The sequence below is a fragment of the Mesorhizobium huakuii genome, assembly GCF_030160235.1.
GTDB lineage: Bacteria > Pseudomonadota > Alphaproteobacteria > Rhizobiales > Rhizobiaceae > Mesorhizobium > Mesorhizobium huakuii.
Genome location: NZ_BSNY01000010.1, coordinates 240,822 through 255,333 on the forward strand (window position 1 = coordinate 240,822; position 14,512 = coordinate 255,333).

The window sequence follows — 14,512 nt, forward strand, 5'->3', positions numbered from 1 at the left end:
CGGGCCACCAGACCTGCCAGTCAATAAGCATATAGGTCAGTTCATGCGGCTTGATCAACGCGGCGATTCGGCCCATTCGGGTGTCATGACCGGCCACCAGGACGATTTCAGCCATCTTGACCGCGCCGGCCGCGCCACGGCTGATATTGCGCGCAACCCACGTGTGGCGGTCAATATCGTCGTCGGCGCAAGCATTTTGCTCGCCTGGCTTTTGCTCGCGGCAATGGCGATTCGCGGCGCCGAGGCCTGGGGCAGCGCGCCCGGCGACGCTTTTCTGCGCGGCCTGCCGCAGCTGCCGCTGCCCGATTTCCTGGAGCGGTTCTTCGTGCTCTGCCTGTCGCCGGCGCCACTTGATGCCAGCATCGTCCCGCGTGCCCTGGCGCTGATCCTGATGTGGTTCCTGATGGCGATCGCCGCGATGCTGCCATCCGCGGCGCCGATGATCCGCACCTATTGCGAGATCGCCGATACGGCGCGGATCAAGGGCGAGCCGGTCGTCCATCCGCTGGTGCTGGTTGCAGGCTATCTCGGTGTCTGGCTCGCCGCCTCGATGCTGTTTGCGGCGCTGACAATGGGCTTGCACGCATTCGCCGCGTCCGGCGAAATCTACGATCCGCTGCTTGGTGTTGCCGGCGCGCTGGCATTGCTGGTTGCAGGCCTCTACCAGTTCAGCGGCCTCAAGGAGGCCTGCCTGAAGAAATGCCGCAACCCGTTCTCGATCCTGTTTTCGAACTGGAGCGCCAAACCGGCCCGCGTCTTCCGGCTTGGCGCCGCGCAAGGCATCTGGTGCCTCGGCTGCTGCTGGGCGCTGATGCTGGTGATGTTCGCCGTCGGCGTGATGAACGTCTTCTGGATGGCGCTGATCGGCGTGTTCACCCTGATTGAAAAACAAACGACCGGCAGTCTTCCAACCCGGCTGGCCGGTGCGATACTGCTTGTCTGGGCAGCCGCGCTGCTAGTAATCTCGCTGTGAATGGGGGGAATTCAATGACAGATCAGGGCTGGGCAATGAAGGGAGAGCTCGTACTCTCCTGCAATTGCACGGTTTTTTGCCCTTGTGTGCTGTCGCTCGGCAGTCACCCTCCGACCGAGGGCTATTGCCAGACCTGGGCCGGTTTCCGTATCGATGCCGGCCATTTCGGCGAGGTCGACCTGTCCGGCCTCAACCTTGGGCTGATCATGGAAATCCCCGGTTACATGAGCCGCGGCAACTGGACCGCGGGCCTCTTCATCGACAAACGCGCCTCTATCCACGCGGTAAAGGCCCTGACGAAGATTTTCACCGGCAAGGCCGGCGGAACCACATCGCTGCTGTCGATCCTGGTCGGAAAATTCCTGGGTGTAGAACAGGTGCCGATCACCTATGAGACACGAGACAAGACGCGTATCTTCCAGATACCGAAGATCATCGACGGAGCGGTCACGCCAATCGCGGGCAAGGATCGCGAGAAGGACACGGTGATCACCAATTCGGAATACTGGATTGCACCGGAGATCATCGTGGCGAGGTCCGACAAGAGCAAGATGCGAGCCTTTGGCCGCAACTGGAATTTTGCCGGCCGCTCGGCCGAAATCTGCAAGCTGGATTGGCGGGGCCCGTGAGCAAGAACACATCGGCCAGGAACTTGGCGGCACGGAAAGCCGCCAAGAAGATCACGGATCGGATCCCGCGACCGAAGAAGAAGGTCACCTGGCCGCAGGCGAGGGCGTTCTCGGTCCATCTGCTGACGGCGTCAGGCTCGTTCCTTGCCTTCCTGTCGCTGGTGGCGGCGAGTGAGGAACGCTGGACGGCAATGTTCTGGTGGCTTGGCCTGGCACTGTTCGTCGACGGCATCGACGGACCCATCGCCAGGAAGCTCGAGGTCAAGGAGATCCTCCCAACCTGGTCGGGCGAGCTTCTCGACAACATCATCGACTACGTCACCTATGTGCTGATCCCGGCCTTCGCACTCTACCAGCGCGGCTTCATGGGCGAGGGGCTGTCGTTTCTGTCGGCGGCGATCATCGTCGTCTCCAGCGCGATCTATTATGCCGACACCGGCATGAAGACGAAGGAGAATTTCTTCAAGGGATTCCCCGTCGTGTGGAACATGGTGGTGTTCACGCTGTTCGTCATTGAACCCGGACAATGGGTGTCGTTCGCGGTGGTGGTGGTGGCCGGTATTCTGACGTTCGTCCCGATCAATTTCATTCATCCGGTGCGGGTCGTGCGGCTGCGGCCCATCAATCTCACAATGACCCTCTTGTGGTGCGCCTTCGGCGCGCTTGCTCTCGCACAGGCGGCGCTTGCCGCCTTCTACGACCAGATCGGCGTTTTGGGTGCACAGGTCAGCACCTTCATCAAGATCGGCATCACCATTACCGGGCTTTACCTGGCCTGCATCGGTGGCATCATGCAGTTCTTTCCAAATCTCGGCGCCAAAAAGGCCTGACCAGCCTCTCCCACAGGAATCCCAGTCCATGTCCAAAGCGATCCGTATCCACGCCCATGGCGGCCCGGAAGTTCTGACCTATGAGGACGCCGATCCCGGCCGGCCGGGTTCCGGGCAGATACTGGTCAGGCATACGGCCATCGGCCTCAACTTCATCGATGTCTATCATCGCTCCGGCCTCTATCCGCCGCCAGGAGGCTTTCCGCTCATTCCGGGCAGCGAAGCCGCCGGCGTGGTGCAGGAGGTCGGCGAGGGCGTCGACTGGCTGAAGCCAGGCGACCGGATCGCCTATTCGACGAATGTCGGCGCCTATGCCGAGCAACGTGTCATCGCCGCCGGCCTCGTGGTCAAGATTCCCGAGGGCATCAGCGACGAGCAGGCGGCCGCGATGATGCTGAAAGGCATGACCGCCGAATATCTCCTGCGCAGGACTTTCAAGGTGAAGGCTGGCGACACGATCCTGTTCCATGCCGCGGCCGGCGGTGTCGGGCTCATTCTGGGCCAGTGGGCGAAACATCTGGGCGCAACCGTCATCGGCACGGCAAGCTCGACCGACAAGATCGAGCTCGCCAAGGCACACGGTTTCGACCATGTCATCAATTACAAGGAGCAGGACTTCGTCGCCGGCGTCGCCGCCATCACCGGCGGCAAGAAATGCGACGTCGTCTACGATTCGGTGGGCAATGACACGTTCCCGGCCTCGCTCGACTGCCTGAAGCCGCTCGGCATGTTCGTCAGTTTCGGCCAGTCGTCGGGACCGATCCCGCCCTTCTCGATGTCATTGCTCGCGCAGAAGGGCTCGCTGTTCGTCACAAGGCCGACCCTGTTCGTCTACAACGCAAAACGCGAGGACCTCGACGCCTCCGCGGCCGCGCTGTTCGAAGTGGTGCTCAGCGGCGCCGTCAAAATCCAGATCAACCAGCGCTATGCGCTGAAGGATGCGGCCAAGGCGCATGCCGACCTCGAGGGGCGCAGGACCACAGGGACGACCATTCTCATTCCCTTAGTCCGCCGGGCTTGCTATCCCTTGAATTTCCGCTGAAATTCTTGAAGCTCTTTCAAGACGCGTGCCGCTTTCCGTTGAGAGCCGGCGACGCCTACCATGCTTGCGGGAACACAGAACATATCTGGCGAACCAGATGGGAGGCACTGTGAGTGCAAATCATGATGGGGCGAACCTGCTCGAGGTTCGTGGCCTGACCAAGATATTCGGCACGCTGACGGCGTGCGATCATATCGATCTCAACATCGCCAAAGGTGAAATCCACGCGCTGCTCGGCGAGAATGGCGCCGGCAAGTCGACGCTGGTCAAGATGCTGTTCGGCTCGCTGGAACCCAATTCCGGCGAGATCTTCTGGAACGGCCAGGCGGTGCGGATCACCAGCCCGGGTGCCGCCAAGAAGCTCGGCATCGGCATGGTGTTCCAGCATTTTTCGCTGTTCGAGGCGCTGACCGCGGCCGAGAACATCGCGCTTTCCCTGGACGACGGCTCGCCGATCAGCAGCATCGCGGCGAAGGCGAGGGCGCTTTCCTACAGCTACGGCCTGCCGCTCGATCCGGACTCGCTGGTCGGCGACCTGTCGGTCGGCGAACGCCAGCGCATCGAGATCATCCGCTGCCTGCTGCAGACGCCGCAACTCATCATCCTAGACGAGCCGACCTCGGTGCTGACGCCGCAGGAAGCCGACAAGTTGTTCGAGACGCTGGAGCGGCTGCGCTCGGAAGGCAAGTCGATCCTCTACATTTCCCACCGGCTGGAAGAGGTCAAACGCATCTGCGACCGCGCCACCGTGTTGCGGCACGGCAAGGTGGTCGGCCATTGCAACCCGCGCGAGGAGACTGCCGCCTCGCTCGCCCGCATGATGGTCGGCAACGAGGTGCAGGCCGTGGTGCGTGCTCCGGTCGACGGGATCGAGACCGCGCAGCCGTTGCTTGAAATCCGCGGCCTCACCCGCAAACCGGCGACGCCGTTCTCCATTCCGCTCAAGAACATCAGCCTCAATGTCCGCGCCGGCGAAGTGATCGGCATTGCCGGTGTCGCCGGCAACGGCCAGGGCGAGTTCTTCGAATCCGTTTCCGGCGAAGTCTTGCAGCAGGATGCCGCCTCGGTGCGCATCCGCGGCAAGGATGCCGGTGGCCTCACCATCACCGGACGGCGCCTGCTGGGTGCCGCCTTCGTGCCGGAAGAGCGCCTCGGCCATGGTGCCGCACCGCGCATGAAACTCTCGGAAAACCTTTTGCTGTCGCGCCATGCCACGGACGGCAAGGCGTTTGTCGGCGCCGGCGGAATGGTCAAGAGCGGCGCCATTTACGCTGCCTCCCAACGCATCATCGAGGCGATGGACGTGCGCAAGAGCGCGCCGGATCCGGAAGCGGCGGCGCTTTCGGGCGGAAACCTGCAGAAATTCATCGTCGGCCGCGAACTCGACCGCCGGCCCAGTGTCATGGTGGTGAACCAGCCGACCTGGGGCGTCGACGCCGGCGCCGCCGCCCATATCCGGCAAGCGCTGATCGAACTGTCGCGCAGCGGATCCGCAGTGCTGGTGATCAGCCAGGACCTCGACGAACTGTTCGAAATTTCGGACGCGATCGCGGTGATGCATAATGGCGAATTGTCCAAGCCGATGCCGATCGCCGAAGCAACCTTCGAGAAGGTCGGTCTGCTGATGGGCGGCGCCGAGCCCGGCCACGCCGAACATACGCTGGAGACGGCATGATGCGCCTCGAACTCGTCAAACGCCCGCAGCGCTCCGCGCTGTTTTCGGCCCTGTCGCCGTTCATCGCCTTCGCGCTGACGATCATCGCCGGTGCCGTTCTGTTCGCGCTGCTCGGGGTCAATCCGCTGACCGCATTCCGGATCTACTTCGTCGAACCGGTCAGCCAAGTCTGGCAATTGCATGAGCTGGCGATCAAGGCGGCACCGTTGATCCTGATCGCGGTCGGCCTGTCGGTCTGCTACAAGGCCAACATCTGGAACATCGGCGCCGAGGGCCAGTTTATTTTCGGCGCCATCTTCGGCTCGGCCATCCCGGTGCTGTTTCCGCAATTCGAAGGCCCGCTGGTGCTGCCGCTGATGCTTCTGCTCGGCATGGTCGGCGGCGCGGCCTATGCGGCGATACCCGCGTTTCTGAAGACCCGCTTCAACACCAACGAGATCCTGACCAGCCTGATGCTGGTCTATGTCGCCCAGCTCTTCCTCGACTGGCTGGTGCGCGGTCCCTGGCGCGATCCGCAGGGGCACGGTTTCCCGCAGACGATCCAGTTCGGCGACTCCGCCGTGCTGCCGGAACTGATGCCGGACGCCGGACGCGCCAATTGGGGCTTTGTCTTTGCGCTGGTTGCCGCGTTGCTGATCTGGATCCTGATGGGGCGCATGCTGAAGGGCTTCGAGGTGCGGGTGCTGGGTTCCAGTCCGCGGGCAGGACGCTTCGCCGGTTTCGGCCTCAGCCGCATGGTGTTCTTCGCCTTCCTGCTGTCGGGCGCCCTGGCCGGCCTTGCCGGCATTTCGGAAGTCTCGGGCGCCATCGGGCAATTGCAGCCGGTGATCTCACCCGGATACGGCTTCACCGCCATCATCGTGGCGTTTCTCGGCCGCCTCAATCCACTCGGCATCATCGCCGCGGGCCTGGTGCTGGCGCTGACCTATCTCGGCGGCGAAGCGGTGCAAAGCGCGCTCGGCATTTCCGACAAGGTGGCGCGGGTGTTCCAGGGCATGCTTTTGTTCTTCGTGCTCGGCTGCGACACGCTCATCCACTACCGCATCCGCCTGATCGGCCTGGCGCTGACGAAACAAGAAGGCGCGGCAAAGCTCGACGCCGCGCCGAAGTTGAAGGAAGCCCGCTGATGGACATCACCGTCAACATCCTCCTGACCATTGCCACGGCGGCGACTCCGCTGTTGATCGCGGCGATTGGCGAACTGGTGGTCGAACGCTCAGGCGTGCTCAATCTCGGCGTCGAGGGCATGATGATCATGGGCGCGGTCGGCGGCTTCGGCGCCGGCTACCTGACCGGCTCGCCCTGGATCGGCCTTTTGGCGGCGATCGCCATGGGGGCGCTGTTCTCGCTGCTGTTTGCCGTCATGACGCTGTCTCTGGCCACCAACCAGGTGGCGACCGGCCTGTCGCTGACCCTGCTCGGCCTCGGCCTCTCCGGCATGATCGGCACGAGCTTCGTCGGCCAGCCCGGTGTCAGGCTGCCCAATCTCGACATTCCTGGCCTCAGTTCCATCCCGGTCGTGGGCAAGCTGCTGTTCGGCCAGGATCCGGTGTTCTACATCTCGATCGTGCTGACCGCCGCAGTCATGTGGTTCCTGTTCAAGACGCGAACCGGGCTGACACTGCGCTCGATCGGCGACAGCCACACCTCGGCGCATGCGCTCGGCATCAAGGTCATCCGCTACCGCTATCTGGCGGTGATCTTCGGCGGCGCCTGCGCCGGTCTCGCCGGAGGCCATCTGTCATTGGTCTACACGCCGCAATGGGTCGAGAACATGACCGCGGGCCGAGGCTGGATCGCGCTGGCGCTCGTGGTGTTCGCGTCGTGGCGGCCCTGGCGGGTGCTCGCCGGCGCCTACATCTTCGGCGCGGTGTGGATCGGCCAGCTTCATGCACAGGCTTTTGGCATTCCGGTGCCCTCGCAGATGCTTTCTTCTCTGCCCTATCTGGCAACCGTCGTGGTTCTCGTTCTAATCTCGCGCAACAAGCGTCTGACGATGATGAACACGCCGGCATCACTGGGGCAGCCATTCGTTCCGGATCGTTGACAAAAACAAAAAGACGGGAAGCTCCAAGGCTTAACACAGAGAGGTAACACGATGAAAAAACTGCTTATTGCCCTGATGACGACGACAGCTGCATTGTCACTGGCCGCGTCCGCAGAGGCGGCCGACAAGTTGAAGGCCTGCTGGGTCTATACCGGCCCGATCGGCGATTTCGGCTACTCCTACCAGCACGACCAGGGCCGGCTCGAAGTCGAGAAGGCGCTCGGCGACAAGGTCGAGACCGCCTATCTGGAGAACGTCTCCGAAGGTCCCGATGCCGACCGGGCTTTTGAGCGCCTGGCGCGCGAAGGCTGCAAGCTGATCTTCGGCACCTCGTTCGGCTTCATGGATGCCGAAGTGAAGGTCGCCAAGAAATTCCCGAAGGTGATGTTCGAGCACGCCACCGGCTACAAGACCGGCGATAATCTCGGCATCTACAATGCCCGCTTCTATGAAGGGCGCTACGTGCTCGGCCAGATCGCCGCCAAGGAATCGAAGTCCGGCGTCGCCGGCTACATCGTGTCCTTCCCGATCCCGGAAGTGGTGATGGGCATCAACTCCTTCATGCTCGGCGCGCAGTCGATCAACCCGAACTTCAAGGCCAAGATCGTCTGGGTCAATTCGTGGTTCGATCCGGGCAAGGAAGCCGACGCTGCCAAGGCGCTGTTCGACCAGGGCGCCGACATCATCGTCCAGCACACCGATTCGACCGCTGCCCTGCAGGTGGCCGAGGAGCGCAAGCTGCACGGCTTCGGCCAGTCGTCCGACATGATCAAGTTCGCGCCGAACGCGCAGCTGACCTCGCTGACCGACGAATGGGGTCCGTACTACATCAGCCGCGTGCAGGCAGCCATCGACGGCACCTGGAAGCCGGACAATGTCTGGCTCGGCATCAAGGACGGCGCGGTCAAGCTCGCGCCCTACACCAACATGCCCGACGACGTGAAGGCGATGGCCGAGGCGACCGGGAAGAAGATCGCCGGCGGCTGGAACCCGTTCACCGGACCGATCGCCAAGCAGGACGGCTCGGCGTGGCTGAAGGACGGTGAAGTGGCCGACGACGGCACGCTGCTCGGCATGAATTTTTACGTCAAGGGCGTCGACGACAAGCTGCCGCAATAAGCGGCGCATCACATTTCGAACAGGAAAGGGCGCCGCGAGGCGCCCTTTTCATTTGCCGGGAAAAAGCGACGGAACGATCAGACGGCCGAACCGTAGAGGTCATAGGCGTCGGCGCGCTCGATCTTGACGGTGACGATGTCGCCGGCACGCATCGGGCGGCGCGACTGGATGTGGACCGAGCCGTCGATCTCGGGCGCGTCGTATTTGGTGCGGCCCTTCGCCGACGTGCCATGCGCTTCGTCGATCAGCACCGGCAGGCGCTTGCCGACCTTCTTCGCCAGCTGCGTCGCCGAAATCTTCTGCTGGCGCTGCATGAAGCGGTGCCAGCGCGCTTCCTTGACGTCCTGCGGCACCTGCTCGAGGCCGAGGTCGTTGGAACGGGCGCCCTTGACCGGTTCGTATTTGAAGCAGCCGGCGCGATCGATCTTGGCCTCGTCCAGCCAGTCGAGCAGCATCTCGAAATCCTCGTCCGTCTCGCCGGGGAAGCCGACGATGAAGGTCGAACGGATGGCGAGATCCGGGCACACGTCGCGCCAGCCGCGAATGCGCTCCAGCGTCTTTTCGCCATGTGCTGGCCGGCGCATGTTCTTCAGCACTTGCGGCGAGGCATGCTGGAACGGGATGTCGAGATAGGGAAGGATCTTGCCCTCGGCCATCAGCGGGATGACGTCGGCGACATGCGGGTAGGGGTAGACATAGTGCATGCGCACCCAGATGCCGAGCTTGCCCAGTTCCTCCGACAGATCGAGGAATTTCGCGCGCACTTCGCGGTCGCCGAACATCGACGTCTGGTACTTGATGTCGATGCCGTAGGCGCTGGTGTCCTGCGAGATGACGAGCAGCTCCTTGACGCCGGCCTTGGCCAGTTTTTCAGCTTCGCGCAGCACGTCGGCCGCAGGGCGCGAAACGAGGTCGCCGCGCAGGGCGGGAATGATGCAGAAGGTGCAGCGGTTGTTGCAGCCTTCCGAAATCTTGAGATAGGCATAGTGGCGCGGCGTCAGCTTGACGCCCTGCGGCGGCAGAAGGTCAATATAGGGATCGTGCGAGGGTGGGGCTGCCTCATGCACGGCTGCCATGACGCTCTCATAGGCCTGCGGCCCGGTGATCGCCAGCACATTGGGGTGCTTTTCGCGGATCACGTCCGGCTCGGCGCCGAGGCAGCCGGTGACGATGACCCTGCCGTTTTCCGAAAGCGCCGAACCGATGGCATTGAGCGACTCGTCGCGGGCGGAATCGAGGAAACCGCAGGTATTGACCACCACGAGATCGGCGCCGTCATGCTTGCGGGCGATCTCATAGCCTTCAGCGCGCAGGCGCGTGATGATGCGCTCGGAATCCACGAGCGCCTTCGGGCATCCAAGGCTGACGAAACTGACGCGAGGGGCGGACATAGGCAAGTTTCCAATGGGGGTACGGGCCGAAACGCTGGTCCGGCCTCAAATCGCTGTAAATGTCGGTCTGTGGCGCTTGGCAGGAGCCAATACGCGCGGCGCAATAGCATGGGTTGCGCAATCAAGCAAACCGGCCGACAGGCTGGTCCGCGCCATGGGATGGCTCAGTGACCTCCGGATCCGAACCAGGGCGCCAGGAAAGCGAAGTGCTCGGGGAATTGCTGCACGGCCCCGTCAAGCAGCATCTTGACCGCTACATAGAGGATGATTGCCAGGCCGATATAGGCAATCCAGCGGTATTTGTGCAGCAGGCGCGCGACGAAAGACGCGGCAAAGCCCATCAAGGCGATCGACAGGGCCAGTCCGATGATCAGCACCGTCGGGTGGTTCATGGCAGCACCTGCCACGGCCAGGACATTGTCGAGCGACATCGACACGTCGGCAATGACGATCTGCCAGGCGGCCTGCGAGAAGGTCTTGCCGGATCCCTTGCCGCCAATGACGCCGTCCTTGTCGAAGTCGCCATTCGACAGCGCTTCGGTCGCGTCGCGCTCCTCATCGTGGCTGACGCGCAATTCGCGCCACATCTTCCAGCAGACCCACAGCAAAAGCAGGCCGCCGGCGATCAGCAGCATCGGGCCGATGGTCAGCAGCCATTGTGTGATCAGGGCGAAGAAGATGCGAAGCACGGTGGCCGCCGCGATGCCGACCAGAATGGCGCGCTTGCGCTGGGCAGCCGGCAGGCCGGCCGCGGCGAGACCGATGACAATGGCATTGTCGCCCGCAAGCGCAAGGTCGATGGCGATGACCTGAAAAAGAGCCGATATGCCCGCGGCGGTAAATATTTCCATCGACCTGGAAGCCCTTCGCCGAGTGTTCGTTGTCGATCGTCCAGACGGGCCTAAAGGCATGGTCCGCTGGCGTCAAGACGCTGGGACGGACAACACTGGAAAACCACTTTCGTGGCAGGGTATTACAGGGAATTTTTAGCTGCTGTCGCCTCGTGAGCCGAGGCCATAGCGAACCCGCGAAAAACTAGTCGTAGAGATTGTACTTCGCCCAGTCGGCTTCCGGAATTTCGTCGCCGATCCGGTAGCGCAGCTGCAGGACGTCCATATGGTCCGGCCCGGTCTGGCATTTGAATTTCAGCCGATACCACTGTCCCTTGCTGCGGAACGCCGCACCCGGACTCCTGATCGCATCGGCGCTCATCTCGGGCGTCGCGAAGGCGTAGGCAACGACACGGTCGGCCTTGAACTTGCGGTCATCGTGGGTGATCCGGTCCAGGACTTCGGCATCGCAGCGCTGTTCCAGGCGTGTTTGCGGATCAAGCTTCATCAGCCCGGCACGCAAAGCATTGTCCATCGCGTTGGCCGGGAAGGCCAGCGTCAAGGACGCAACGGCCATCATGCATAGTGTCTTCATGGGCGGGACTAGCACCATATTTTGTCTGAGAAATCAACCAAGAGGGACGCGCCATGCCCGGCAAGCCCCCGCATTTCAGGCGGTCGAGGCAATCAAAATCTCGTGTCGGGCATCATCGTGCGGGGTCTGCGGCCAACGGATCAGCGAGGCGCGGCCGGCATCGGTGAGATCGTAGAGGCCGCGGTCGACGCGCGCGAACCAGCCATAGACATTGTGCTGCAGGATTTTCGGCGCGATCGGCGTCAAGGCCTTCAGGTCGCGTGGGCGCTTGGGTCCGTCCGCCATCGCGGCCGCGCAGGTGAGGGCACTTTGGCGATAGGCGGTCATGATCGGATTGCGCGATCCTCCGCCGGCGACAGGATCGCCGCGGCGGCGCTGGTGCTCGTCGACAAGGCGGGAGCGCCGCCGTGCATTCCTGCGCGGCTCCGGCGCGGCGGCACTGACAAGCACCTCGACCTTGTCGTTGGCTGTCACGCCAAGCATGCCGAAGCCGAGCCGGCGGCAGAGGTTGCGGAACCGAGCGTCGCTTTCGCGCCCCTTGCCGCGCGCCGACATGCGCGCCGCCAGCCAGACTTCGTCGCAGGCGGCCGCACGGTCGACGCCTTGCAGCACCAATTCCAGATTGAACTGCAGCTTCAACTCGCAGATGACGACGATCGGTGGCTCACCATCGCGCAGCGCGACGATATCGCAGCCGCCGATTTCGCCCTTCACGACGAAGTCGAGACTTTCGAGGAACCGCTTCACCGGAGCATAGAGTGAGGTCTCGTTCATGCCTCAAGGCTTAACCGATTCGACGCGAAAAAGCCGTCCGGCTTCGGCGCGCTGCGCACCGTGCTCTCAAGAATGAATTCTCTCCAGGAAGGCCAGCAGCGCGCCGTTGAACCGCCCGGGCCGTTGCAGCGGCGCGAAATGGCTGACGCCAGACAGCGCGATCAATTCCGACCCCGGGATGCTGCTTGCCAGATAGCTCGCGTGCTCATGTCTGATGAATTCGTCATGCTCGCTTTGAACGATCGCCACGGGTACGCGCGTCCGCGCCAGGTCGGCGGCGGTGTAGTTGGGTTCGGTCTTCATCATCAGGCCGACGGCTTTGACGAATGCGTCGAACTGATCCGGCGTCGCCGACAATTCGACATAGTCCCTGGCGTGCCGGCTGAAACAGCGATCAATGACCGGGCTGGGCTCGAATTCCCTGGTGCCGCTCGGATCCATGTTGCAGCCGAAGAAGAATACGCCGCTGACGCGGTCGGCGGCTTTCATGCCAAGGATCAGGGCGACGCAGGCGCCATCGCTCCAACCCACCACAGCCGCCTTCTTCAAGTGCAGCCTGTCCATCACGGCCAGGACATCGGAAGCCATCAATTCGTATTTGTACGGCCGCTCGTCGCGGCTGCTGCGCCCGTGGCCGCGGCTGTCGATCACCACGACCTGGTAGCCGTTCTCGACCAGCGCCGGGACCTGAAATCCCCAATTGCCGCTGTGGCCGAGACCGCCATGCAGCAGGATCACGGGACGACCGGCGCCAAACGAGGCGTACCAGATTCTTGCGCCCTCATGTTCCACCCGGCCTTCGTCTCTTGCGACCGGCAGGGGCGTCGCGCCATGCGCTTCGAATTTCGCGAGGTCGTCGTCGTGATGGTCCATGCCGGGAAAGCCTCGAGGCGAAAACGCAGGACCCGAAATTATTGCCGGTATCAGCTAAAACCAACCCGAGATGGAACGTCTGCTGCCACCTGGCGACATCGCCAGTTTCATGCGGCGAAAGTCCTGCGCCGTCGGTGTTAGCCGTCAGGCTTCGGTGCTCGGCACTGGATGGTTCGATCGCTTCTCGTGGGTCATGAGCGGATAGCCGACCTGCCCGAAATAGCTGGAGGGGATCGGATCATCGACGCCGTATTTTTCCGGCACCTTGTCGCCGGTGGCATTGTAGGTGCCGAACACCATGTCGAGGACAGGCAATTGTCCGGCGAAGTTCTTGTCATAGGCCTCGCGCTGGTTGGCATGATGCCAGCGATGGAATTGCGGGCTGGCGATCAGCCACTTCAAGGGGCCGAACGGTATCCGCACGTTCGAATGAACAAGCAGCGTGTGCCAGAAGTAGATAACTGAAAAGACGGCGATCGAGGCTTCGGAGAAGCCGAGGAAAAAGATCGGCGTCAGCGATAGAGCCTTTGTGAGGATGGCGTCGACCGGGTGAGAGTGGAAAGCGCCGAGCCAATCCAGTTCCTCAATGCCGTGGTGCACCGCATGGAATTTCCAAAGCGCCGGGATCGTGTGGAATGCCCGGTGTGCCCAGTAGACGCCGATATCGGTGATCAGGATGATTTCGGGAACCTGCAGCCAGACGGGCTGGCCGCCGACGGCCTGTGTGATTGACTGCGGAACGAGCATCGCGGCGGCTTCGAGCGTGTTGGCCGCGATCAGAACGATGACCACTTTTACGATGAGGCCATTGAACATCACATAAATCAGATCGACACCCAGGCCCTTCCGCAGGACCTTCTGGGGCCGTTCGTGGAACAGATGTTCGAACGGAATGAAGATCAGCGCGCAGATCAACAGCCCCTTGGTGCCAAATATGTCCATTCGCCCGCCTCTATTGCCGCCTTTGGCCAGAACGCTCGCGCCTCAGCTTCCGGGAGAGAACCACATTTCTCCTTTCCAAAGGCTTGATGCCGGCGTGCGTGCCTTTAGGCATGGCCGAGCCGTGGGATCGGGGCGAGAGTGTCACATCGGTGTCGCAACCTGGCGATATGTGGACAAGGCGCGGTCGACGAACGCAGCGCGTGCCGCGCGTCCTCCCAGGACCAACCCCTCCGGTTCCCTGCCGGCGGGGTTTTCTATTTCCATCTTGGCAGTCGCGAATTGTCCTTGTTATCGTGGCCTACGGTCAGCACAGGACACCCCGCCATGGACGTTATGGCCGAGAGCTTTGACCAACCAGACTTTCCGTCCTTGAGGTGACCTGCCGCCGTAAAGGCGGCAGGTTCTGACCTGGACTATTTCACTGGAATCATCAGGTGCGCATAGGGTGTGTCAGGGAACATGACATATGGCTGTGTCCGATCCGGCTCGTGGGGATACAACGCCATGATGGTCGGGGCGTTCATGACCATTACGCGGGGGCCATCGTGTACCCATTTGCCGTCCGCGGGCGGCCTAGGGGCATAGGGATCGGCATTGCTCGCCGCATCGCCCCCCTTCAGCATGTAGGCGAAAGCGACCTTGCCTTCGGGCGGCGCGCTCTTGGACATGATCGCGTGCATCCACGCCATCCCGTTCGCATCTGTGCACATGGGATCGTCTGTGGGAGTGCCGGGAGAGCTATGGCGGAAAATGGGTGATGACGGTTTGAGAAGGGCGGCGTATCGAGGCGGG

Annotated in this window: 15 protein-coding genes; 8 read left to right on the forward strand and 7 right to left on the reverse strand. The window is 62.5% G+C overall.

Features of this window, described 5'->3' with window-relative positions; genetic code table 11:
• Window positions 1-43 precede the first annotated feature (43 nt).
• The 8 genes from QQK95_RS04470 to QQK95_RS04505 all read left to right on the forward strand — a co-directional run bounded on the left by QQK95_RS04470 (window position 44) and on the right by QQK95_RS04505 (window position 8,315).
• Window positions 44-973 carry a DUF2182 domain-containing protein gene (locus QQK95_RS04470; protein ID WP_284269376.1) on the forward strand — a complete coding sequence of 310 codons (930 nt, stop codon included), beginning with the start codon at window positions 44-46 and terminating at the stop codon, window positions 971-973.
• Window positions 974-987: 14 nt separating this feature from the next.
• A complete protein-coding gene (locus QQK95_RS04475; RefSeq protein ID WP_284269378.1) occupies window positions 988-1,602 on the forward strand; it encodes a DUF1326 domain-containing protein in 615 nt (204 codons plus the stop codon).
• 23 nt (window positions 1,603-1,625) lie between these two features.
• The gene (pcsA, locus tag QQK95_RS04480; protein WP_284269431.1) at window positions 1,626-2,432 is read left to right on the forward strand and encodes a phosphatidylcholine synthase; all 807 of its coding nucleotides are present in this window, start codon (window positions 1,626-1,628) and stop codon (window positions 2,430-2,432) included.
• A gap of 28 nt (window positions 2,433-2,460) precedes the next feature.
• On the forward strand, window positions 2,461-3,474 hold the full coding sequence (locus QQK95_RS04485) for a quinone oxidoreductase family protein (protein ID WP_284269380.1): 1,014 nt from the start codon (window positions 2,461-2,463) through the stop codon (window positions 3,472-3,474).
• Between the two features lie 97 nt (window positions 3,475-3,571).
• Window positions 3,572-5,149 carry an ABC transporter ATP-binding protein gene (locus QQK95_RS04490; RefSeq protein ID WP_284269382.1) on the forward strand — a complete coding sequence of 526 codons (1,578 nt, stop codon included), beginning with the start codon at window positions 3,572-3,574 and terminating at the stop codon, window positions 5,147-5,149.
• Window positions 5,146-6,276: an ABC transporter permease gene (locus tag QQK95_RS04495; protein ID WP_284269384.1), complete on the forward strand. Its 1,131-nt coding sequence runs from the start codon at window positions 5,146-5,148 to the stop codon at window positions 6,274-6,276. The genes QQK95_RS04490 and QQK95_RS04495 overlap by 4 nt, the downstream gene beginning before the upstream one ends.
• A complete protein-coding gene (locus QQK95_RS04500) occupies window positions 6,276-7,196 on the forward strand; it encodes an ABC transporter permease (RefSeq protein ID WP_010909432.1) in 921 nt (306 codons plus the stop codon). Before QQK95_RS04495 ends, QQK95_RS04500 begins: the two co-directional genes overlap by 1 nt.
• 51 nt (window positions 7,197-7,247) lie before the next feature.
• Window positions 7,248-8,315 (forward strand): BMP family ABC transporter substrate-binding protein, encoded by a 1,068-nt coding sequence (locus QQK95_RS04505; protein WP_284269387.1) that lies wholly within the window; start codon window positions 7,248-7,250, stop codon window positions 8,313-8,315.
• Window positions 8,316-8,392: 77 nt separating this feature from the next.
• Here QQK95_RS04505 and rimO read toward each other — a convergent pair whose 3' ends face one another.
• From rimO to QQK95_RS04540, 7 genes are all read right to left on the reverse strand, one after another.
• Entirely contained in the window at window positions 8,393-9,706 is a 1,314-nt protein-coding gene (gene rimO, locus QQK95_RS04510) for a 30S ribosomal protein S12 methylthiotransferase RimO (RefSeq protein WP_010909430.1), read from the reverse strand.
• 164 nt (window positions 9,707-9,870) lie between these two features.
• Window positions 9,871-10,557: a TerC family protein gene (locus QQK95_RS04515; protein WP_284269389.1), complete on the reverse strand. Its 687-nt coding sequence runs from the start codon at window positions 10,555-10,557 to the stop codon at window positions 9,871-9,873.
• A 184-nt stretch (window positions 10,558-10,741) separates the two neighbouring features.
• Entirely contained in the window at window positions 10,742-11,149 is a 408-nt protein-coding gene (locus QQK95_RS04520) for a DUF930 domain-containing protein (protein ID WP_284269391.1), read from the reverse strand.
• Window positions 11,150-11,206: 57 nt separating this feature from the next.
• On the reverse strand, window positions 11,207-11,905 hold the full coding sequence (locus QQK95_RS04525) for a DUF2161 domain-containing phosphodiesterase (RefSeq protein ID WP_284269393.1): 699 nt from the start codon (window positions 11,903-11,905) through the stop codon (window positions 11,207-11,209).
• A gap of 66 nt (window positions 11,906-11,971) precedes the next feature.
• On the reverse strand, window positions 11,972-12,778 hold the full coding sequence (locus QQK95_RS04530) for an alpha/beta fold hydrolase (RefSeq protein ID WP_284269395.1): 807 nt from the start codon (window positions 12,776-12,778) through the stop codon (window positions 11,972-11,974).
• Between the two features lie 144 nt (window positions 12,779-12,922).
• A complete protein-coding gene (locus QQK95_RS04535) occupies window positions 12,923-13,720 on the reverse strand; it encodes a sterol desaturase family protein (RefSeq protein WP_284269397.1) in 798 nt (265 codons plus the stop codon).
• Window positions 13,721-14,133: 413 nt separating this feature from the next.
• Window positions 14,134-14,512 (reverse strand): hypothetical protein (locus QQK95_RS04540; protein WP_284269399.1); only part of this gene is annotated, 379 nt, incomplete at its 5' end.